This is a genomic window from Streptomyces sp. PKU-EA00015 (genome assembly GCF_013387495.1).
Lineage (GTDB): Bacteria > Actinomycetota > Actinomycetes > Streptomycetales > Streptomycetaceae > Streptomyces.
In genome coordinates, this window is the sequence record NZ_JABZEE010000056.1 from 37,650 (window position 1) to 58,455 (window position 20,806).

The 20,806-nt window shown below is 71.7% G+C and carries 18 protein-coding genes; 10 read left to right on the plus strand and 8 right to left on the minus strand.

Features of this window, described 5'->3' with window-relative positions:
* Positions 1-29: 29 nt before the first annotated feature.
* Together HW130_RS30215 and HW130_RS30220 are read left to right on the plus strand one after the other, a co-directional pair.
* Complete coding sequence (locus HW130_RS30215; RefSeq protein WP_177152946.1) at positions 30-1,448, plus strand: family 2B encapsulin nanocompartment shell protein; 1,419 nt, start codon at positions 30-32, stop codon at positions 1,446-1,448.
* A gap of 523 nt (positions 1,449-1,971) precedes the next feature.
* Entirely contained in the window at positions 1,972-2,415 is a 444-nt protein-coding gene (locus tag HW130_RS30220; protein ID WP_177152947.1) for a DUF6304 family protein, read from the plus strand.
* A gap of 301 nt (positions 2,416-2,716) precedes the next feature.
* On the opposite strand, the gene sodN is transcribed toward HW130_RS30220, so the two are convergent.
* Positions 2,717-3,112 carry a superoxide dismutase, Ni gene (gene sodN / locus HW130_RS30225; RefSeq protein WP_089511141.1) on the minus strand — a complete coding sequence of 132 codons (396 nt, stop codon included), beginning with the start codon at positions 3,110-3,112 and terminating at the stop codon, positions 2,717-2,719.
* Positions 3,113-3,261: 149 nt separating this feature from the next.
* Here sodN and sodX point away from each other — a divergent pair, with 149 nt between their 5' ends.
* Positions 3,262-3,687 (plus strand): nickel-type superoxide dismutase maturation protease, encoded by a 426-nt coding sequence (sodX, locus tag HW130_RS30230; RefSeq protein ID WP_177152948.1) that lies wholly within the window; start codon positions 3,262-3,264, stop codon positions 3,685-3,687.
* Here the strand turns inward: sodX and HW130_RS30235 are convergent.
* The 4 genes from HW130_RS30235 to HW130_RS30250 form a co-directional block, all read right to left on the minus strand.
* On the minus strand, positions 3,606-4,220 hold the full coding sequence (locus HW130_RS30235; RefSeq protein ID WP_177152949.1) for an ABATE domain-containing protein: 615 nt from the start codon (positions 4,218-4,220) through the stop codon (positions 3,606-3,608). The genes sodX and HW130_RS30235 overlap by 82 nt on opposite strands.
* A 218-nt stretch (positions 4,221-4,438) precedes the next feature.
* Positions 4,439-5,200: an amino acid ABC transporter ATP-binding protein gene (locus tag HW130_RS30240; protein ID WP_305737814.1), complete on the minus strand. Its 762-nt coding sequence runs from the start codon at positions 5,198-5,200 to the stop codon at positions 4,439-4,441.
* Positions 5,201-5,203: 3 nt separating this feature from the next.
* Positions 5,204-6,157: an amino acid ABC transporter permease gene (locus HW130_RS30245; protein ID WP_177152950.1), complete on the minus strand. Its 954-nt coding sequence runs from the start codon at positions 6,155-6,157 to the stop codon at positions 5,204-5,206.
* Positions 6,158-6,200: 43 nt separating this feature from the next.
* On the minus strand, positions 6,201-7,166 hold the full coding sequence (locus HW130_RS30250; protein ID WP_177152951.1) for an ABC transporter substrate-binding protein: 966 nt from the start codon (positions 7,164-7,166) through the stop codon (positions 6,201-6,203).
* 524 nt (positions 7,167-7,690) lie between these two features.
* On the opposite strand from HW130_RS30250, the gene HW130_RS30255 reads away from it, so the two are divergent.
* From HW130_RS30255 to HW130_RS30270, 4 genes are all read left to right on the plus strand, one after another.
* Complete coding sequence (locus tag HW130_RS30255; protein ID WP_177152952.1) at positions 7,691-8,902, plus strand: NADP-dependent malic enzyme; 1,212 nt, start codon at positions 7,691-7,693, stop codon at positions 8,900-8,902.
* Between the two features lie 210 nt (positions 8,903-9,112).
* Positions 9,113-10,078 carry a zinc-binding dehydrogenase gene (locus tag HW130_RS30260; RefSeq protein ID WP_177152953.1) on the plus strand — a complete coding sequence of 322 codons (966 nt, stop codon included), beginning with the start codon at positions 9,113-9,115 and terminating at the stop codon, positions 10,076-10,078.
* A gap of 72 nt (positions 10,079-10,150) precedes the next feature.
* Positions 10,151-11,551 (plus strand): glycoside hydrolase family 5 protein, encoded by a 1,401-nt coding sequence (locus tag HW130_RS30265; protein ID WP_177152954.1) that lies wholly within the window; start codon positions 10,151-10,153, stop codon positions 11,549-11,551.
* 101 nt (positions 11,552-11,652) lie between these two features.
* Entirely contained in the window at positions 11,653-14,409 is a 2,757-nt protein-coding gene (locus HW130_RS30270; protein WP_177152955.1) for an ABC transporter substrate-binding protein, read from the plus strand.
* Between the two features lie 42 nt (positions 14,410-14,451).
* On the opposite strand, the gene HW130_RS30275 is transcribed toward HW130_RS30270, so the two are convergent.
* The 3 genes from HW130_RS30275 to HW130_RS30285 form a co-directional block, all read right to left on the minus strand.
* Positions 14,452-15,420, minus strand: coding sequence for a PadR family transcriptional regulator (locus HW130_RS30275; protein ID WP_177152956.1), 969 nt, complete (start codon positions 15,418-15,420; stop codon positions 14,452-14,454).
* A gap of 1 nt (position 15,421) precedes the next feature.
* Complete coding sequence (locus HW130_RS30280) at positions 15,422-16,282, minus strand: DUF4097 family beta strand repeat-containing protein (protein ID WP_177152957.1); 861 nt, start codon at positions 16,280-16,282, stop codon at positions 15,422-15,424.
* 909 nt (positions 16,283-17,191) lie between these two features.
* Complete coding sequence (locus tag HW130_RS30285; protein WP_019075209.1) at positions 17,192-17,374, minus strand: DUF6104 family protein; 183 nt, start codon at positions 17,372-17,374, stop codon at positions 17,192-17,194.
* Between the two features lie 161 nt (positions 17,375-17,535).
* Here HW130_RS30285 and HW130_RS30290 point away from each other — a divergent pair, with 161 nt between their 5' ends.
* The 3 genes from HW130_RS30290 to HW130_RS30300 form a co-directional block, all read left to right on the plus strand.
* Complete coding sequence (locus HW130_RS30290) at positions 17,536-17,928, plus strand: CU044_2847 family protein (RefSeq protein ID WP_177152958.1); 393 nt, start codon at positions 17,536-17,538, stop codon at positions 17,926-17,928.
* On the plus strand, positions 17,921-20,023 hold the full coding sequence (locus HW130_RS30295) for a trypsin-like peptidase domain-containing protein (protein WP_177152959.1): 2,103 nt from the start codon (positions 17,921-17,923) through the stop codon (positions 20,021-20,023). Before HW130_RS30290 ends, HW130_RS30295 begins: the two co-directional genes overlap by 8 nt.
* Positions 20,024-20,048: 25 nt before the next feature.
* Positions 20,049-20,806, plus strand: a 758-nt coding sequence (locus tag HW130_RS30300; protein WP_177152960.1) for a MoxR family ATPase, incomplete at its 3' end; no start/stop codon positions are given.

Genomic DNA, 20,806 nt, shown 5'->3' on the forward strand with positions numbered 1-20,806 from the left:
GGTCAGAGACATGATCGGGAGGGAGTCACATGACGGTCGGTTCGGCAGGTTCCGTCGGCGAGGACGTGCGTGAGCAGGGGCCCCAGCAGAGTCTCGGCACCGCCGCCGCGCGGAATCTCGCGACCACCACCAAGTCCGCCCCGCAGATGCAGGAGATCACCTCGCGGTGGCTGCTGCGCATGCTGCCCTGGGTGCAGGTGCAGGGCGGCACGTACCGCGTGAACCGCCGCTTGAGCTACTCGGTCGGCGACGGCAGGGTGACGTTCGTGCAGACCGGCGGCCAGGTCACGGTCATCCCCGCCGAGCTGGGCGAGCTGCCGGCGCTGCGCGACTTCGGCGACGAGACCGCCCTCACGGAGCTGGCGCGGCGGTGCGAGCAGCAGGAGTTCGCGCCCGGAGAGGTGCTGGCCACCGGCGGGGAGGCCGCGGACCGGGTCTACCTGCTGGCGCACGGCCGGGTCGAGCAGATCGGCGAGGGCCCCTACGGGGACGAGGCCGTGGTCGAAGTCCTCGCTGACGGGGCGTACTTCGGCGATCACTCCCTCACGGACCGCGAGGCCGTCTGGCGGTACACGGCGCGCGCGGCCACGGCCTGCACCGTGCTCGTGCTGTCCAGGTACGACGTGCTCAACCTCGCCGACCGCGCGGAGTCGCTGCGCACGCACCTGGCGAGCCTCGCCGCACTGCCACGGCAGCGGACCAACAAGTACGGCGAGGCGGCGATCGACCTGTCCGCCGGACATGTCGGCGAGGCCGTCGTCCCGCACACCTACGTCGACTACGACGCGGCCCCGCGCGAGTACGAACTGAGCGTCGCGCAGACCGTGCTGAAGGTGCACAGCCGCGTCGCCGACCTCTACAACCAGCCGATGAACCAGACCGAGCAGCAGTTGCGGCTGACTGTCGAGGCGCTGCGCGAGCGCCAGGAGCACGAGCTCGTCAACAACCGCGAGTTCGGCCTCCTGAACAACTGCGACTACGGTCAGCGATTGCAGCCGCACGACGGTGTGCCGAGCCCGGACGACATGGACGAGCTGCTGTCGCGGCGGCGCGGTTCGAAGCTGTTCCTCGCCCACCCGCGCGCGATCGCCGCCTTCGGCCGCGAGTGCAACAAGCGGGGGCTGGTCCCCGACAGCGTCGAGATCGGCGGTCACCAGGTGCCGGCCTGGCGCGGTGTGCCGATCTTCCCGTGCAACAAGATCCCGATCTCGGACGCCCGCACGACGTCCATCATCTGCATGCGTACGGGCGAGGCCGACCAGGGCGTCATCGGGCTGCACCAGACCGGCATCCCGGACGAGATCGAGCCCAGCCTGTCCGTGCGCTTCATGGGCATCGACGAACAGGCGATCATCTCGTACCTGGTCACGGCCTACTACTCCGCAGCCGTCCTCGTCCCCGACGCCCTCGGAGTCCTGGAGAACGTCGAGGTGAGCCGCTGGCGCTGACCTTGTGCCGCACCGGGGGCACGCCCGCCGCGCCCCCGGCCCGCACAGCCGACCGCTCCCCGAGGAAGGGACCGCCCCTTGACCATGCCGGGGCCGGGGATCGTGACTGGGCGCAAGGTGGAGGGGCCGGTCCCGTGTGCGAGGGAGTTCCGGGCGGCTCGGTCCCGCTGTCCCAGGTGCCCGTAGCGGAATATTCTGGCCATATGGACAGTGAAGGACATGGTTCGCACCGCGTCCCGAGGCGTCCGCAGGACGAGCATGTCTGCCCTGCCTGTGGCCGGCCTGTCGGCACGGTCGTCAAACGGCACAAGACGCTCGGGGCGTTCGTACCGGTCTGGGAGCCCGGGCCCTGCCGCAACCCCGACTGTCCCCTGAGCGTCGAGAAGGACGGCGGCGCATCCGGAGACGGCGCATCCGGCGAAGAGGTCGGTCAGACCTGAGCCGCGCCATCCACGGCGCACGCCCAGGGCGTGAAGCGGCACCTCCTGCGCGCCGGAGGACGGCCTAGCGCTACAGTCCGCGCATGTCATCGGAGTCGACTGAGGTCTGCGCGGGCTGGTACCGCGACCGGGCCGGCGCGGAAGCGGTCACGATAACCGCGGCCGGCGGCCAAGTGCGCACGCGCATCAGAGGTGTTGAGTACGAGGGCGCGACGTTCGCCGCACTGCAGGCGGAGGGCGGGGGCGGCGTGCTGTCCTCCTGCGTACTGGAATGGGACATGCCGCTGCCCGTCCACGTCGACGGGGGCGTGCAGCAGGCGACGCTGAGCTGCCTGCTGACCCTGGGGGAGCCCGCGCGGGACGGGGCCGGGCCCCACCGGGCGGAGCTCAACCTGACGCTCCACTGCGGCGGCGCCGCGTACGAAGCGTGCGTCGCGGACGGCGATTTCGACGATGCGCTCGGGCGGATCCGGGGCCAGTTGCCGCCGGGCACCGCGCTCGGCAGCCGCGAGCCGGCCCAGGCCTGAGCGCCGGACAGGCCTTTCACCTCGATGTGGACGTCTCCCCGGTGGGTGGGCAGCCAGGCGCTGAGCCCGGTGGCGAACGCCGTCGCCGCGGCCCCTCAGCTCCTCGACGTCGGCCAGCCACTTCCGAAGGGAACGCAGCGGGTCGCCCGCCTCAGGGCCTTCCGCGATCACCGCGACGGTGCGAGGAAAACGACCGCACCGGGTCCGGCATGGACGCCGTGCTCGGCGGCCTGCGGACCGGGTGCGGTCGGTTGGGCGAGGGGACCCGCGGACGGACGGGTCGGGCAGCCCGGGCCAGACGTCAGGCCTTCTTGGTCTCCCAGAAGATCTTGTCGATCTGGGCGATGTAGTCCAGGGCCTTCTGGCCCGTCGCCGGGTCGGTCGACGCCTTCGCGGCCGACAGGGCCTTCAGCGCGTCGTTCACCAGCTGGTGCAGCTCCGGGTACTTCTCGAAGTGCGGGGGCTTGAAGTAGTCGCTCCACAGCACCGACACGTGGTGCTTGGCGAGCTCCGCGCGCTGCTCCTTGATGACCGTGGCGCGGGCGCGGAAGTGCGGGTCCTCGTTGGCCTGGTACTTCTCCTGGACGGCCTTGACCGACTCCGCCTCGATGCGGGCCTGGGCCGGGTCGTAGACACCGCAGGGCAGGTCGCAGTGGGCGCTGACCTTCACCTTGGGGGCAAACAGGCGGGAGAGCATGGAGCTGTCCTTCCTCGTGATCGTCTTCTCAGGTGGGAGATTACTCCGTGACCGTCGGGTTTTCGCGAGTGCCCCCAGGGGCTTAGGACAAAAGTCCGGGGCCACCATGGGACCGGTGGCGGAACGTACGGTGGAGCCGGAGGTGGCCGATGAGTGAGCAGGGGCATGAGGCGAGAGCGCCGTTCGGCATCGCCGAGGTGACCGGCCGTTCGATGTATCCGACGCTGTGGCACGGCGACCAGCTGCTCGTGCACAACGGCGCCGAGGTGCGCCCGGGGCACGTGGCCGTACTGCGTCATCCCCTGCAGCAGGACCTGCTCATCGTGAAGCGGCTGATCGAGCGGCGTGACGGCGGCTGGTGGGTCCTCGGGGACAATCCGGACGCCGAGGTCGTGGACAGCCGCGCGTTCGGCACCGTGCCGGACGAGCTGGTTCTCGCGCGGGTGTACGCCCGGTACCGGCCCATGCTGCCCGGGCGTCGGCGCACCCCCTTCTACGTGGGGTCCTGGGCCGTCTCCGCGCTGAGGCTCGTGCTCGCCGACCGCTCGGTCTCCAGGCGCTTGCGGGCGCGGTAGGCCGCCACGTTGGCGCGGGTGGCGCAGCGGTCGGAGCAGTAGCGGCGCGAGCGGTTGGTCGAGGTGTCCAGGTAGGCGTTGCGGCAGGGGGCGGCCTGGCACAGGCCGAGGCGGTCCACGCCGTACTCGGTCAGGTGGAAGGCGAGGCCCATCGCCGCGATGGCCGCGTATCCCGCAGTCGCGTTCGACGGGTGGTCGGCGAGGTGCATGTGCCACTTGGGCCGGCCGTCCTCGTCCCGGTGGTCGTGTCCGGAGATCTGCGGGCTGACCGGGAACTCCAGCAGCAGCGAGTTGAGCAGGTCGACCGCCTGGGTCTCCTCGCCCGCGTCCGCCGCGGTGAAGACGGCGCGCAGCCGGGCGCGTACCGACCGGAAGCGGGTGACGTCCGAGTCCGTGGCGCGGCGCGCGGCCTGCGTCGAGGGGCCGAACAGATCCCTGACGGCCTCGACGGAGGTGAGGGAGTCCTTGTTGCGGCCCGGCTCCTCGGTGTTGACCAGGCGTACGGCGTAGTCCGAGTAATAGGCCAGTTCCACTTGTAGTCCTTACGCGGCGGTCCGGTGTCGGCGTAACAGCTGCTGTCGCTTCGAGGGTATTACGGACGAGAGGGATCCGGTTCGGCGACCACAGAAGGACGAGTCGACGCCCCGCATCAACGGTGCTCGCGCTCAGCAGGCCCGCCGGCACGGAGAAAGGGGCGGTACGGACCTCGCGTCCGTACCGCCCCACTCAAGCTCTCCAGAGCCTTCGCGCCCTACAGGACCTTCGACAGGAACGACTTCGTGCGGTCGTGCTGCGGGTTCGTCAGGACGTCGCGCGGGTGGCCGGACTCGACCACCACGCCGCCGTCCATGAAGACCAGCGAGTCGCCGACCTCGCGCGCGAAGCCCATCTCGTGCGTCACGACGATCATCGTCATGCCGTCCTCGGCGAGGCCGCGCATGACGTCGAGGACGTCACCCACCAGCTCCGGGTCGAGGGCCGAGGTCGGCTCGTCGAAGAGCATCAGCTTCGGCTCCATCGCCAGCGCACGGGCGATGGCGACGCGCTGCTGCTGACCGCCGGAGAGCTGCGAGGGGTAGTTCCCGGCCTTGTCGGCGAGCCCGACACGGTCGAGCAGCCGCTCGGCCCGCTCCCGGGCGACGGCCTTGGTCTCGCCCTTGACCTGGATCGGCGCCTCCATGACGTTGGCGAGCGCCGTCATGTGGGGGAACAGGTTGAAGCGCTGGAAGACCATGCCGATGTCCCGGCGCTGGGCCGCGACCTCGCTGTCCTTCAGCTCGTAGAGCTTGTCGCCCTTCTGCCGGTAGCCGACCAGGTGGCCGTCGACCGACAGCCGGCCGGCGTTGATCTTCTCCAGGTGGTTGATGCACCGCAGGAAGGTGGACTTGCCGGAGCCGGACGGGCCGACCAGGCAGAACACCTCACGCGGTGCGACCTCGAGATCGATGCCGCGCAGGATGTGGGCGGAACCGTAGGACTTGTGGACGCCCTCGGCCTTCACCATGGGGGTCATGTGTCACACCCCCCTGGGGCTGTTGCGGGACAGCAGATTGGCCTTGACCCTCTGCCAGGGTGTCGGCGGCAGCTGCCGCAGCGAGCCGCGTGCGTAGTACCGCTCGACGTAGTACTGACCGACGCTGAACACGCTGGTCAGGGCCAGGTACCAGACGGAGGCCACCAGCAGGGTCTCCATGATGGCGAACGACGTGGAGCCGATGTTCTGCGCGGCGCGCAGCAGCTCCGTGTACTGGACCGCGGAGACCAGGGACGAGGTCTTCAGCAGGTTGATGAACTCGTTGCCGGTCGGCGGCACGATCACCCGCATCGCCTGGGGGAGAACGATGCGCCGCATGGTCTTGCCGCTGGACATGCCGAGCGCGTGCGAGGCCTCGGTCTGGCCCTCGTCGACCGACTGGATGCCGGCCCGGACGATCTCGGCCATGTACGCGCCCTCGTTCAGGCCCAGGCCGAGCAGCGCGACCATGAACGGGGTCATCACGTCGACCATCTCGTCCTTGTAGAACCCAAGGTTGAGGACGGGGAAGATCAGCGCGAGGTTGAACCACAGGAGGAGCTGTACATACACGGGCGTGCCGCGGAAGAACCAGATGTACAGCCAGGACACCGCACCGGTCACCGGGTTCTTCGACAGCCGCATGACGGCGAAGAGGATGCCCAGGAACAGACCGATCAGCATCGACAGCACGCTGATCAGCAGCGTGCGGCCCATGCCGGTGACGATCCGGTCGTCGAAGATGAGGTCGCCGACCGTCCCCCAGGTGACGTCGCCCTGGGAGAACGAGTAGGCGAGCGTGCCCAGCAGGGCCACGACGACCACACCGCTGATCCAGCGGCCCCAGTGCCTGACCGGGATGGCCTTGATCTGCTCAGGGGGCGTGTAGGCCCCCTTGTCGACCGCCGTCGTCGCCGGTGGCCCGTCGGCGGGTGTCTTGTCGAACTTGTCAGTCACAGTGACTGCCCTTCAGTGGAACGCTTGAGGCTGGTACGTCGGATCACTGGCCGGCGTTGATGGTCGCCTCGGTCACGGCGCTGTCCTTGACGTCCCACTTCTCCAGGACCTTCGCGTACTCGCCGTTCTCGATGATCGCGTTCAGGGCGTCCTTGAGTGCGTCGCGCAGCTGGGTGTTGTCCTTGTCGACGGCGATGCCGAAGGGGCCGGCCTCGGTCTGGTCGCCCGTGACCTCGAAGTCGTTGCCGCCGCCCGCGGTCTTCGCGATGTGCGCGGCGACGGGGTAGTCGTTGAGGTCGGCCACGGCGCCACCGGACTTCACACGGGTCTGGGCCTCGGCGTCGGTGTCGAACGCCTCGATGGTGAGCTTGCCCTTGCCGTCCTGCTCACACTTGGTGGCCTGCTTCTTGAACGTGTCGTGGTAGGTCGTGCCGCGCTGGACGGCCACCTTCTTGCCGCACAGGTCGTCGAGGGACTTGATGTTCTCCGGGTTGCCCTTCTTGACGAGCAGTGAGACACCGGAGTTGAAGTAGTCGACGAAGTCGACGCCCTCGCCGGTCTTCTTGCCCTTGTCGTCCAGACCCTCCTGGCGGGCCTTCGTGTCGCTCATGGCGGACATGACGATGTCCTGGCGGCCGGTGTTGAGCGAGGAGATCAGGCCGTCGAAGGTACCGCTGGTGAACTCGAACCGGACGCCGAGCTCCTTGCCCATGGCGGCGGCGATGTCGGGGTCGATGCCGACGATCTTGCCGCCCTCCTCGTACTCCATCGGGGCGTAGGCGGCGTCCGTGCCGACCTTGATCACGCCGGAGTCCTGGTACTTCTTCGGAAGCTTGTCGAAGAGCGGGGCGCTCGTGGACTTGGTGCCCTCGGTCTGGGCGGTCTCGGATCCGGAGTTCGTCTGGTCACCGCAGGCGGTGAGCGCCAGCGCGCCGGCGACCGCGAGCGCACTGACTGCGGCGATCCGGGACCTGGCGGCAGTCGTACGACGGGTGAAGCTTGCGGTCATGATCGGGGTCCTCCGGCATGTGTAGAGGGGCGTTACGAGCAGCTGTGCACTCACCTTCGAGTGTCGCCAGCTTGTGTGTTTTCGGCATCTTGCCATTCGGACTGCCCCATTCAGGGGGACGCGCATGTCAAAATCGGATAACGGGAAACCCCCGAACCTCAGCGGGCCGGTACATCAAGGCCGGACCATTCGCTGGAATACCGCCCTCCGGCCGGAAGATCTCCCGTCGCCCCATGATCTGGTCAGGTACATAACAGAGGGTTGAGTTGTCCGTTTTGGCGCTATGAGCCACGTCACCGCGCCGATACAGACTCGTCCGCGGTGCGGTCTGTCCGGTATGAAGGATCCTTACACCCCTCATCCGGGGCTACGGGCGCGTTGTGCGGCGCGCCCGCGCGTGCGTGAGAACCCTCTGCCGGGGCGGGCCAACCGCCCGGTGCAGCGGACGGACGCGGTGCCCGCCCACCCCTCCTCAACCAGGAGCGGCCACCCTCAACTGATGAAGACTTAAGGGGTCAACCACAATGGCAGCGGAGATCGTCAATCCTCGCAGCGACAACACCGGCACGGAGAGTTCCGACGAGCCCTTCGATCCGGCGTTCGCGCTGCACCGCGGCGGCAAGATGGCCATCCAGGCCACCGTGCCGGTGCGGAACAAGGACGACCTGTCCCTCGCGTACACGCCTGGTGTCGCCAAGGTGTGCACGGCTATCGCCGAGAAGCCCGAGCTCGTTCACGACTACACCTGGAAGTCCCAGGTCGTCGCCGTCGTGACGGACGGGACCGCGGTGCTCGGCCTCGGCGACATCGGCCCGGAGGCGTCCCTCCCGGTCATGGAGGGCAAAGCGATCCTCTTCAAGCAGTTCGGCGGCGTGGACGCGGTTCCGATCGCCCTCGCCACCACGGACACGGACGAGATCGTCGAGACCGTCGTGCGCCTCGCGCCGTCCTTCGGCGGAGTGAATCTCGAGGACATCTCGGCGCCGCGGTGCTTCGAGATCGAGCGCAAGCTCCAGGAGCGCCTCGACATCCCCGTCTTCCACGACGACCAGCACGGCACCGCGGTGGTCACCCTCGCGGCCCTGCGCAACGCGGCCAAGCTGACCGAGCGCGGGCTCGGTGACCTGCGCGCGGTCATCTCGGGCGCAGGCGCTGCCGGTGTGGCCATCGCGAAGTTCCTGCTGGAGGCGGGACTCGGGGACGTGGCGGTCGCCGACCGCAAGGGCATCGTCAGCCGTGACCGCGAGGACCTGACCCCGGTCAAGCGCGAGCTCGCCGAGCTCACCAACCGGGCGGGCCTGTCGGGCTCCCTGGAGAGCGCGCTCGCCGGCGCGGACGTCTTCATCGGCGTCTCGGGCGGCACGGTGCCGGAGGAAGCGGTCGCGTCGATGGCCCCGAACGCGTTCGTGTTCGCCATGGCCAACCCCAACCCGGAGGTCCACCCGGACGTCGCGCACAAGTACGCGGCGGTCGTGGCCACCGGCCGTTCGGACTACCCGAACCAGATCAACAACGTCCTCGCGTTCCCGGGCATCTTCGCGGGCGCGCTCCAGGTGCGGGCCTCCCGCATCACCGAGGGCATGAAGATCGCCGCTGCGAACGCGCTGGCGGACGTGGTCGGTGACGCACTGTCGGCCGACTACGTGATCCCGTCCCCGTTCGACGAGCGGGTCGCCCCCGCGGTCACGGCGGCGGTCGCCGCCGCCGCGCGCGCGGAGGGTGTCGCCCGGCGCTGACGCGCCGCGACGGGCCGCGGTCACCCCGTGCGGGGGTGGGCCGCGGCCCGTCGCGCATTTTTGGGGGCGCGCAGGGCCGAACGGGTGGTGGTGCGGGGACTGCCGCTCCGGCCGCGTACCGCACAGGGGCGAGCTGAGCCCGAAGAAAGCAGCGCGCGTCACACCGATGTGTGGTTCCGCCACGCACCGGGCCGTCCTAGTCTCAAGGTCATGTTCGCCGCCTACGCCGCCCGCATCGACCGCGACCAGCCGCTGAACGGACTCGAACTGGGCGAGCGCCCCGCTCCTGAGGTCCGTCCCGGCTGGACGACCGTGAACGTCAAGGCCGCCTCCCTCAACCACCACGACCTGTGGTCGCTGCGCGGCGTGGGCCTCGGCGAGGACAAGCTGCCGATGATCCTCGGCTGCGACGCCGCCGGCGTCGACCAGGACGGCAACGAAGTGGTCCTCCACTCCGTCATCGGCCAGAGCGGCCACGGCGTCGGCCCCGACGAGCCCCGCTCCATCCTCACCGAGCGCTACCAGGGCACCTTCGCCGAGCAGGTCACGGTGCCGTCCTGGAACGTGCTGCCCAAGCCGAAGGAGCTCACCTTCGAGGAGGCCGCCTGCCTGCCGACCGCCTGGCTGACCGCGTACCGGATGCTGTTCACCAACGCGGGCGTCCGGCCCGGTGACTCCGTCCTCGTGCAGGGCGCGGGCGGTGGCGTCGCCACCGCCGCGATCGTGCTCGGCAGGGCGGCCGGACTGCGGGTGTACGCCACAAGCCGGGACGAGGCCAAGCGCAAGCGGGCGGTCGAGCTCGGCGCCGAGGAGGCGTACGAGCCGGGCGCGCGGCTGCCCCGGCGCGTCGACGCCGTCATCGAGACGGTCGGCGCGGCCACCTGGTCCCACTCGGTCAAGTCGCTGCGGCCCGGCGGCACGCTGGTGATCTCGGGCGCGACGAGTGGCGACCGGCCCTCGCACGCCGAGCTGACCCGCATCTTCTTCCTGGAGCTGAAGGTCGTGGGCTCGACGATGGGGTCCAAGGACGAGCTGGAGGACCTGCTGTCGTTCTGCGCGGCCACCGGTGTGCGGCCGGTGATCGACCAGGTGCTGCCGCTCGACCGGGCCCGGGAGGGCTTCGAGAAGCTGGCCTCCGGCGACCTGTTCGGAAAGATCGTCCTGACCAATCCGTGACGGACTCTTGATGGGCCGTCAGTTCTGCTGATGGGATCTCCGGCACTGTCGACCGACCGTGCCGGAGGCCCCATGTACCGCCGTCTGCTCGTCGCCCTCGTCTGCGCCGCCGTCCTGTCCACGTCAGCCGCTCACGCGAAGAGCGCCGACGGCCGGGAGACACCTCCGGACATACCCCGCCTCACGGACGAGAGGGGCCGCGTCCTCACCCTGCGCGGCTGGAACGTCGAGGACAAGACCCATCGCGGCGAGGCCGCCCTGTCCGCGATCACCGAGCGCCACTTCCGCGACCTGCGCGCCCAGGGCTTCGGCTTCGCGCGGCTGCTCGTCTTCTGGGACGACCTGGAGCCCGAGCGGGGCCGCTACAGCGAGGCGTACCTCCGCAGGATCGAGCGTGTCCTCGGCTGGGCGCACAAGCACCGTGTCCAGGTCCTGGTCGACGCCCACCAGGACGTCTTCGGGCCCGCTTTCGGTCACCGCGGCATCCCGGAGTGGGCGACGAGGACCGACGGGCTGCCGTTCACCCCGCACCCCGACGACTGGTTCGCCGAGTACTTCGAACCGGCCGTGCAGCGCGCGTTCACCCATCTCTACGAGGACCCGGACCTGCGGCGCGCCCAGGCGGACATGTGGCGGGTGCTCGCCGGCCGTCTCGCGGACCACCCTGCCGTCGTCGGCTACGACCTGATCAACGAGCCCATGGGCGAGATCGCGCAGGGCGAGGACCTTCCGGCGGCCGCCCGCCGTATCGAGCGCGAGCAGCTCACCCCCATGTACAACCGCCTCGCGGACGCCGTCCGGTCCGCCGACGACGACACCTGGGTCTTCTTCGAGCCGACTCCCATCGTGGGGGAGGGCGTCCCCACCGGCCTCGGCCGTATCGACGACCCCAGGGCCGTCTACGCACCCCACTTCTACAACACGGCCATGGAGGCGGGCGCCGACTACGACCCCTCGGCCGGCTGGATCGAGGCGTACGAGTCGGCCGTGACCGTCTACCCGCGGCAGTACCGCGTCCCGGTCGTCGTGGGGGAGTGGGGCCCGCTCAACAACGCGCTGCCGAACATGGGCCGTTTCTACCGCGACGCCCTGCGGTCCCTGAACCGCTACGGTTCCGGCTGGGCGGGCTACGTCTGGTGCTACGGCGGCGGATACTGCGCCGTCGACGCCGAGGGGCGGTTCCGCACCAACAAGGAGCAGACCGCGGCCCCGTACGCCCCCGCGGTCGCCGGCCGGATCACCGCCGAGGCGTTCGAGCCGGACACCGCGGCCTACCGGCTCGCGTACCGGGCCGCGGGCGGCGTCACCGAGATCTCCGTGCCGCCCCGGCCCGGCGGCTGGCGCATCGAGCTGACCGGACCCGCCCGGACCGCCACGCCCGTGCTGCCCGCGGACCGCGCGGCGACCGCGCGCGTGCACGCACGGCCCGGCGCGCACGTCACGGCTCTGGTCACTCCACGCGCCCCACGATGAATCCCCGCGCCGGTCGGGTGCGCCGGGCGACGATTGCGCACCAGCCGTGCGGGGCACGAGCCTTGACACTCACGTGATCGCGCGTGAAGGGGGAGGAGAACATGTCGACGGGGGATCAGCAGAGCCGTGTCCCGGCCTATCCGGGCGTCGAGAAATTCGTGGACGCCTTCGACAAACTCGTGGTGCAGCCGCGCCGCAGCCGCAGCCGCGTCCCGGTGGTGCTGCTGAGCGAACCGGGGGACGGACAGGCCGGCCGCCGGATCGTCGCCGGCTTACGGTCGCGGCTGCGCGGGCGGGAGGGCCGGCTCGCCCCGCACGCCTGCCTGGACGGGGCCACGGCGGACCCGGCCGCGCCGCCGCTCGACCTCTTCGAGCAGATCGCCTTCCAACTGGACGCGACGATGCCGCCGGGCACGGGACGGCTGCGCCTGCCGTCCTACCGGCTGCTGCGCGCCGTCGTCACCGCGCCCGCCGTCGGCGGCCTCATGGAGCGCCGCCCCGGCGAACTGCGCGACCACTGCTACGCCGAGCACCGGGAGGTCTCCGCGCTCGCCCGGGGGCTGTGGTGGCTGGGCGGCCGGGACCAGGCCAACGGCGGCACCCTGCTCGAACTGCTGTGGAACTTCGTCGCGGGGCCGCTCTTCCAGCGGCTGCCACGCGCCCTGTACGGCAGGCGGGCGGGCCGCACGATGCTGGGCAGGAGCCGGCACGGAGGACGCCGCTGGTACGCCGAGTGGGTGCGCCAGCAGCAGGGCACGCCGCCCACCGACTTCTTCCGCTCGGCCCTCGACCTCGTGGGCGGCGGCCCGGACGGCGACCCCGAACAGCTCGACCGGATCCTGGTGCACGCTCTGCTCGCCGACCTGGAAGGCGCGGCCCGCAAGCGGATGTTCAACCCCTGGCGGCGCCGGCGCGTCAGCCGCTTCGTGCTCCTGGTGGAGGAGGCGGGCCCCGCCGAGTCGCGCGTCCAGCGCTTCCTGCGCGAACTGCGCGCCGCCATGGAGGACCTGCGGTGCACCTCCGTGGTCGCCGTCGCCGCAGGCGTGCGCACGCTCGCCAGCCGTATCCCCGACATCGAGGTCCCCGGCCTGTCCGCCGCCGGCGCCGAGCTGGCCAACATCGCCCAGCGCGGCACCCCGCCGGGGCGGCCCTCCGGAATGGTGGTTCCGGTCTCCGAAGGGCCCGCGGACGACCAGGCCGCGACGTACTGGCTGGGTCGCTGGCCCACCCTCGCCCCGCCCGCGACGCGCTGGGGGCCCGGCACCGACGTGGCGGTGGCCGCCACCGGGGGTGTGATCGCCCTCGCGGTCGTCGCCGGTCTCGTCGCCGGCGTCCCCTTCACCAGGATCGGTCCCGACCCGTGTCTCGGCTCCACGTTCCTCGGTACGGACGGGCAGTGCGTCGGCGTCGCGGAAGGCGCGGCGTCCTTCGGCACGGGGGACAGCGAGCGGGCCGTACGGGACGTCCTGCAGCGCATCGAGCGGCAGAACAAGGAGGTCGAGAAGGAACTCACGGGTCGGCGTGCCGACGACCCGCGGCCGGACGCCCGCACCGTCGTCTACTTCGGCCCGCTCAGCGGTGGCAAGGACGCCGAGGACCCCGTCCGCGGCGGCACCCTCGCCGAACTGCGCGGTCTCGCCCTCGCCCAGGCGTACGCCAACGGGCAGGCACTGCGCTCCGGGGAGCGTGTCCCGCTGCGCGTCCTCGCCGCGAACGCCGGCGACCGCTTCAAGGACGCCCCGGCCGTCGCCCACCGGATCGTCGAACTCGCCGACAAGGACCGCTCGATCGTCGGCGTCGTCGGCTTCGGCCAGAGCCGCCGCCGTACGTACGAGGCGATGCGCATCTTCGACGAGGCCGGCCTGCCGATGGTCGGCACCTCGGGCACCGCCGACGAACTGCTGCGCCAGGGCGGGCACTACTACCAGACCGCGCCGACCGACACGCGAGCCGGGCAGGTGATGGCGGCCTTCGCCGAGCACGCACCCATGGTGGACGGGAAACCCGCCGTGCGGGTACGGCTGATCGCCGACCCCTCGGACGCCTACAGCGCGAGCCTCGCGGCGGCGTTCCGGGCGGCGTACGACGAGAAGCGGACCGAGTCGCTCCTGTACACGCCGACGGACGCCCCCGAACCCACGCCGCTGCCCGGGGCCCCGGCGGGGACCCCGATCGCGGCGGTGGAGGACCTGGCGCGCGAGGTGTGCCGGGCGGTGGCCGAGGAGCCGCGCACGGCCGTGGTGTGGGCCGGCCGGGGCAGCCACTTCCAGCTGTTCCTCGGCGAGTTGAGCCGTGCCGCGCGCGACTGCCCGAAAATAAGCGTGCTCGGCGGCGACGACGTCACCAACGCCCTCACGGAGGAGCGGCGCCCCTGGGAGGTCTTCGCCGGACTGACCCTCTTCTACGTCTCGCACGGCCGCGCCCCGGCACTGGCTGAGGTCAGCGGCGAGGCGGCGGCCTTCCTCTCGGCGTACGACCGCACGTACGCCGAGGACCACGGCACTCGTACGGGCGCGATGCGGCAGGACGCTCATGTGGCGCTCGCCTGGGACGCGATGCGCTACCTCGCGGAGGGCGTGGACCAGGCGTGGCGGGGCACCGGCGGCCACGACGAGCGTCTCGACCGCAGGCTGCTCCAGGCGGTGCTCTACCAGGGGCTCGGCGGCGGGGGCTTCGACGGCGCCACCGGGCGGATCGACGCGCACGGGGCGGCGGGCGGCGGCCGGGTCAGCGAGAAGAAGCTCATAGCGGTCGAGCGGGGCGGCCCGAAAGGGGCGCAGACAGTGCTGCTGTGCGGGACGGTCGGGCGTGGTGACGTACGCCGGACCTGGGGACCGGAGCGGCATCCCTGCCCGTGACCGCGCGCGGGGCCGGACGGTCGTCCGGCCCCGCCTGCCGCGCTACTCCTTGGGGCCGCGCAGCAGGGCCACGATGTGCGCGGCCGCCGTCGACAGGTGCCGACAGGCCTCGCCCAGCTGCTCCTGTGTCACGCCGTGGTCGCGCGCCGCGTCCCGTACGTCGTCCCGGAAGCGGTCCAGGAGCCGTTCGAGATCACGTGCCGGGTCGGCCGAATCCTTGACGTCCACGGTGTCCTTCGCCCAGTCGGGGCCGGTGCCGGCCGCGTCCGGTTTCGGACACGGCGGCCAGGCGGTGCCCCGCGCCAGACCGCCGAGCTGACCGGCCAGCTCCGACAGGCCCTCGCGCACGCCGGTCGGCCAGTCGCCGCGCGCGAAGTGGTCCTGGACCTGGTCCTGCACCTGCTGGGCGATGCGCTGCATCTCCGCTCGGGCGGCGTCGGCCGCCTCCTGCGCCTGGCGGCGCGCCTGCTTGGCGTCCTCACGCGCCCGGCGCGACTCGTCCTTGGCGCGCTGCGCCTGCTCCTTCCACTCCTGCTTCGCGCGGCGCAGCTCCTCCTTCGCCGCCCGCCAGGACTCCTTGTCGGCGAAGTCGCCCCCGCCGCTGCGCGGGCCCGCCGACTCCCGGCGGGTCTCGCTCGCCGCGGTCCGCATCTCGCTGCGCAGCTTGCCCGCCGCGCCCCGCACGTCGTCGCGGATCTCCGCGGCGAGTTCGGAGACGGACTCGCGGATCTCCAGCTCCAGATCGGCCAGTTCCCCGCTGCGTCCGGCGAGCTCGGCGCGGCCCGCGTCGGTGATCGAGTACACCTTGCGGCCGCCCTCGGTGGCGTGCGTGACCAGGCCCTCGGCCTCCAGCTTGGCCAGCCGCGGGTAGACGGTGCCGGCGCTCGGCGCGTACAGGCCGTGGAAACGCTCCTCCAGGAGACGGATGACCTCGTAGCCGTGGCGCGGAGCCTCGTCCAGCAGCTTCAACAGGTAGAGCCGCAGGCGGCCGTGGGCGAATACGGGGGGCATGTCAGAGAACCTTCCCGGTCGGGGCGTCGGCGTACGCCTCGTCCTCCTCGGCCGGTGGCCTGCGCAGCAGCGCGATCGAGCCGGAGACGGTGGTGGCCTTGAGTCTGCCGGTGCCCGCGCCCAGGGTGCCGGTGATCTGCTTGGCCCCCCACCGGCCCGCGACCCGCAGGTCCTCGAAGGCGTTGGAGACGGCGCCGCTCGCGGTGTTCGCCTCGACGCGGGCGTCGGCGGGATGGGGCAGCCGGATGGCCACCTCGCCGGAGACGGTGCTCAGCGCGATGTCGGTCGGGCCGCCGGCCGTGTCGATGTCGACGACCATGTCGCCGCTGACGGAGTCGGCCCGCACGGAGCGGCCGGAGCCCGCGATGACGGTGAGGTCGCCGGAGACGGAGTGGTAGCGCAGGTCGCCGCTGAGCGACTGCGCCTCGAGGTCGCCGGAGACGGTCTCGGCGCGGACGGCACCGGAGAGCCCGACGAGGGTGGTGTCACCGGTGACGCCGCGTACGACGGCGGGGCCCCGGACGCCGGAGACGACCGCGTTCGCCCCGACGACGCCGACCTCGACGGTGGCCTCGGCGGGGACGGCGAGGGAGACGACCGCGCTGCGGCGGCGGCCCTTGCGGTCGAGCCACGTGAGGAAGCCCTGCCAGGGCAGGTCCGGGTAGGCGACGGTGAGCGTGGCCCCGTTCCGGGTGACGACGAGCGGGGGGCCCTCGATCTCGGAGACCTCCAGCCGGGTGGAACCTTCGTCGGTCCCGACGACGTTGACGGTTCCGTTGACGATGCGCACGTTGACCGTCGTGACCGGTTCGTCGAAGGTGAGCTTCTTCGGCTCGGCGACGTCCCATGTCGTCTCTGCCATGGCGATGACCTCCCGGTCCCAAGGGGCGCGACGCAACATATCGCGTCTCCTGGTGACACGATATATCGCGGTTACGGGTTGTCAAGGGCCGCGATTCCCCGGGCCCGCGGGAACGGGGTTCATCAGGGGGTTGCGCCCCCGTCCGAAGGCTCGGGGCCTTCCCCGACCCCGCTCCTTCGCGAAACCGGGGCCTCGGCTCTCGGCCCCTACGGGGGGACGCGGACGCGCGGCTTCGCGCTGCGGAGGCTCCCCCACCCCGCCCTTGCCGACACTGGGGGCTCCAGACCCCTCCGTGGAGGGGCGGAGACGGCCGCCTTCGTCCGGTTGCGGCAGCTTCGCGCCGCAGGGTCATTTCCTGGCCTGGGAATTCCGACGCCAGACGTGCGGGGGACGGCACGCTGGGTTGCGTCCACATCCTTGGGGCGGCACGGGGAAGCCGCGCTGCGTCGGCGGCCTGGGCTTCGTCCCTCCCAAGAGCGTGCGGGGCGCGCGCGGCGTTGTGTCCACGCCCTTGGGGCGGCACTGCGTGCCGCGCTGCGGCGGCGGCATTACCGCGCCGCCGGGCGCTTTTGCGGGCTTTGGCTCCGTCCTCAGATCCTGAGGGAGGGGATCACGGGCTGATGCCCCCAACCCCGGACGCGGCAGCTGCGCGCCGCAGCCTTCGTCGGCCCCGTGCCTTCCCGTACGGGACGGGCCCCGCAGCAGTTTCGTGCCGAGGGGCCCACGTCCTCCGGGGCGGCCTTGGGCGTCTCTCCACCGAGGCGGGGGACAGAGCTGCCCGGACGTAACGCGTCGTGAGGTACCGGGACGATCCCGCAGGCGGAAAGGGCCCGGATGCCCACTCCGGAGGCCCCGGGGGCCCACTCGGGGCGCACGCCCCGGCGTCGCAGCGGGCGCACGGGCAGCGGCTTACTCGTCGTCGTCCTCGTCGTCGAGGCGGGCCAGCCAGGTGGCGAGGCGTTCGACGGGGACCTCGAAGTCGGGGTTGAGGTCGACGAACGTGCGCAGCTGCTCTGCGAGCCACTCGAAGGTGACTTCCTCCTCGCCGCGCCGCTTCTCCAGCTCCTCGATGCCGCGGTCGGTGAAGTACAAGAGAGCGCTCCTTCGGGTGATGCGGGCCGGTGCCTTCCCCCAGCGTATGCCGCGTGCCGGCGGTGTCGGCGAACCGCCTGCCGGCGGCCATGGGCTGCAGTAGCCTGTGCGAGCCCGAACCGACGGCCGGGGCGACGAGTTGGACGAACACGGGGGCGTTGATGGCATACCGGGTGCGCGAGGTCGAGATCGGCGGGGAGACCGTGCTCGCCCGGGTCGAGACGCTCGACCCCGAGGACCTCGACCTGCGTGGACGTCCCACCGAGTACGGCGACGAGGAGGAGGTCGGCGCGCTGGACACCCTCCTCGACCGGGTGGACGGCGTGCAGCGGGTGATCCGTACCGTCGGCACCTCGGTGCTCGACGCCGCACGGGAGGCGGCGAGGCCCGACGAGGTGAGCGTGAGCTTCGGCGTGGAGCTGGCGGCGAAGTCGGGCAAGGTCGTCGCGTTCCTCGCGGACGGCGAGGCCAAGGCGTCGCTGTCCGTCACGCTCACCTGGCGTCCCGGCGACAACCGTGACGGCGGCGGCCAGGGTACGCAGGGGCATGCCTGAGCAGACGTCCCGCCTGGACCGGCTGGTCCGGGCCGCGACCGTTGCGTTGGGCGCCGACGACGGCACACACTGGGGCTCCGGCGGACTCGTCGCGCCTGGTTGGGTGCTCACCGCCGCGCACGTCGTCCGCGCCGCGGGCGGCGAGAGCTATACCGTCACCATGCCGGACGGCAGCCGGGTGCCGGCGCTGACCGGCTACCGGCCGGTCGGCGTACCGGATCACGGCCCTGTGCCCGCCCACTGCGACCTGGCGCTGGTACGGCTGCTGGCGGACGGCCTCGACCACGACTGCGTCTGGATGACCGATCGGGGCGACCCGCCTTCGGGCGCCGTCCGGGCTTACGGCTGGTACCAGGGAGGGCCCGGGTTGCTCGACTGGACCGGCAACTGTGAGGTGGCGGGCGGCGACGGGCTCGCCAGCTTCCGTCTTGGGCCCCAGTCCGAGATCCCGAAGGGGGTGTCGGGCGGGCCGGTCGTCGACCTGGCGCAGGGTGCGGTGGTCGGTGTGACCAAGGCCAGACGGTCGGGGGAAGGCGGCATCAGGGACGGCGGCCGAGCCGTACGCACCAGCCTGCTCCGGGAGTTCAGCGATCCGGAGCCGGTCGACCCCGAGGAGGTTCTCGGATCCGACCCGTACCACGCGCTGATCCGGGACCATGACCTCTGGCACGCCGAGAGCGACCTTCGAGAGGGCTGGCCCGACCTGCAGGGCGCCTTGCCGGGCAACGGCATCCCCGACAGCCCGGTCTCCTGGTCGCCGGGCGACCGGGTGGAGCTGCTGGAACTCTTCGCCGTGCTGCCGCCACCCGACGACCCCGGCCTGGTGCGCGCCCTGCTCGCGGAGACGTTCTACCAACGCGTGAGCTTTTCCGCGGTGGCCGGGCCGCGGCACTGGCGGGACGGCCACGGCGAGATCCACCCGTACCGCATGCGGTTCCAGGTCGAGGCGCTGCCCTATCTGCGGTTCGCGCGACTCGTCGCCCTGGCGGCGGGCGAGGAGACCGCCGGCCGCGACCTGGCTCGCTGGGTCCGGCGGCGAAAACGCCGGCTCGGCCTGGAGATCGCGGCCAGCATCGACGGTGTGGCCCTGCCCCGCGTCGAGGTGGTCGCGGCCGGCCTGGGCAACGTGCCGACGCCCGCACCGCACGCCCCCGCGGCCTCGCACGGAGCACCCGGTGACGGGCCGGGCGCGGTGGCCGCCGACGGAGCGGGGTGCGTCGCCACGGCAGTGCCCCGCCCGGCAGCACCCGCGCGGCCGGGTGACGGGCCCAGCGTGCTGCTGGAACTGGAGCCGGTGCTCTGGCGTTACCCCCTCGCGTTCTACTGGCGGTTACGCGTCCTGGGACAGCGTTCCGAGGACGACGCACTCGTCGACGCAGAGGAGTCCGGCGACGGCGTCGGGCCGGACGAACTCCCGCTGCGCCTGCAGCGCCCGCTCGCCAGGGTCTTTCTGCAGCTGGACACGGCCGACCGGTTCGCACCGCTCGAAGTCGCGCTGCCCGCCGACCACTTCGACCTCGCCGTGCAGCGCTGGCTGCCCCAGGCCGCAGTCTCCGAGCTCGGCTCCTCCGACCCGGCGTCCTGGCCGCTGGGTGTACGGCGTCAGGTCTTCGTCAGGGACTCCTCGCGGCGCGGACCGCCCGACCCGGTGTGGGCGCAGCGGTGGATCGGAACCGCCGGGGCCCCCGCGTTGCAGGCCCTGCACACCCCGGCGCCCGGTGGCGTGCTGCGCAGGGCCGCGCTCGCCGACGCCGAGCCCGGTCAGGTGCCGGTCGTCTGTACGCCGGCAGGTGCCGAACTGGGGCGTGAGGCGATGGAGATGGCCCTGGGCAGCGGACACGGCATCGTCCTGTGGCGCGCCCAGGGGCATCCGGCCACCGGTTGCGACACGACCTGCCACGAGTTCCGGGAGGAGGTCGCAGGGCTGCTGGCGGGCATGGGATCCGCCGCCGATCTGCCGGAACAGCTGCGCGTACTGAGGGAACGCGTCCACCGACGCGAGCCCCGCACCGGTTGGGCCGAGCCGCTCGCCCTGGTGTACGACGACGCGAGCAGGCCGCTGCCCGCGCTGAACAGCCCGTTGGACTCGCCGTGACAGCGACCGAACCAGGAGAACCGACGTGACCGATTGGCTTGTCTACCGCGGGACGGGCGAACCGCACAGGGGGATCGAGACCCTGCCTCCGCCGCCGCCGTGGCGCGACTTCGACGGCGGGCCGCCCTTGCCCGATTGGCGGCCGGACCTGGAAAGCGCCTCCTTCCGGCGCCTCGGCAGTTACGGCCACGTCGTCGACGTCGCCAGGTCACGGGAGGAACTGGAGCTGATCAACGCGGCCCTGTTCCTGCGGCGTCCGCTGCTCGTCACCGGTGAACCCGGCATCGGCAAGAGCACCCTGGCCCATTCCATCGCCCATGAGCTGCAGCTGGGCCGGGTGCTGCGATGGCCCGTGCACAGCAGGAGCACCCTGCGGGACGGCCTCTACCAGTACGACGCCATCGGCCGCCTGCACGACGCCCAGCTGCCCGGAAGCGACGCCCAGCTGCCCGGAAGCGACAGCCACGACATCGGGCGCTACCTCAGGCTGGGCCCTCTGGGCACGGCGCTGCTGCCCACCGTGCTGCCTCGCGTCCTGCTCATCGACGAACTCGACAAGGGGGACATGGACCTGCCCAACGACCTGTTGAACGCCTTGGAGGAGGGCGAGTTCGCCCTCCCCGAGCTGGAGCGCCTCACCGACCGGGACGAGGTCGAGGTGCGCACCGACGACGGGACCGCGGTCCCGGTGCGGGGCGGCCGCGTCCGCTGCCGCGCGTTTCCCGTCGTGGTGATGACCAGCAACGACCAGCGCGACTTCCCCGCGGCGCTGCTGCGTCGCTG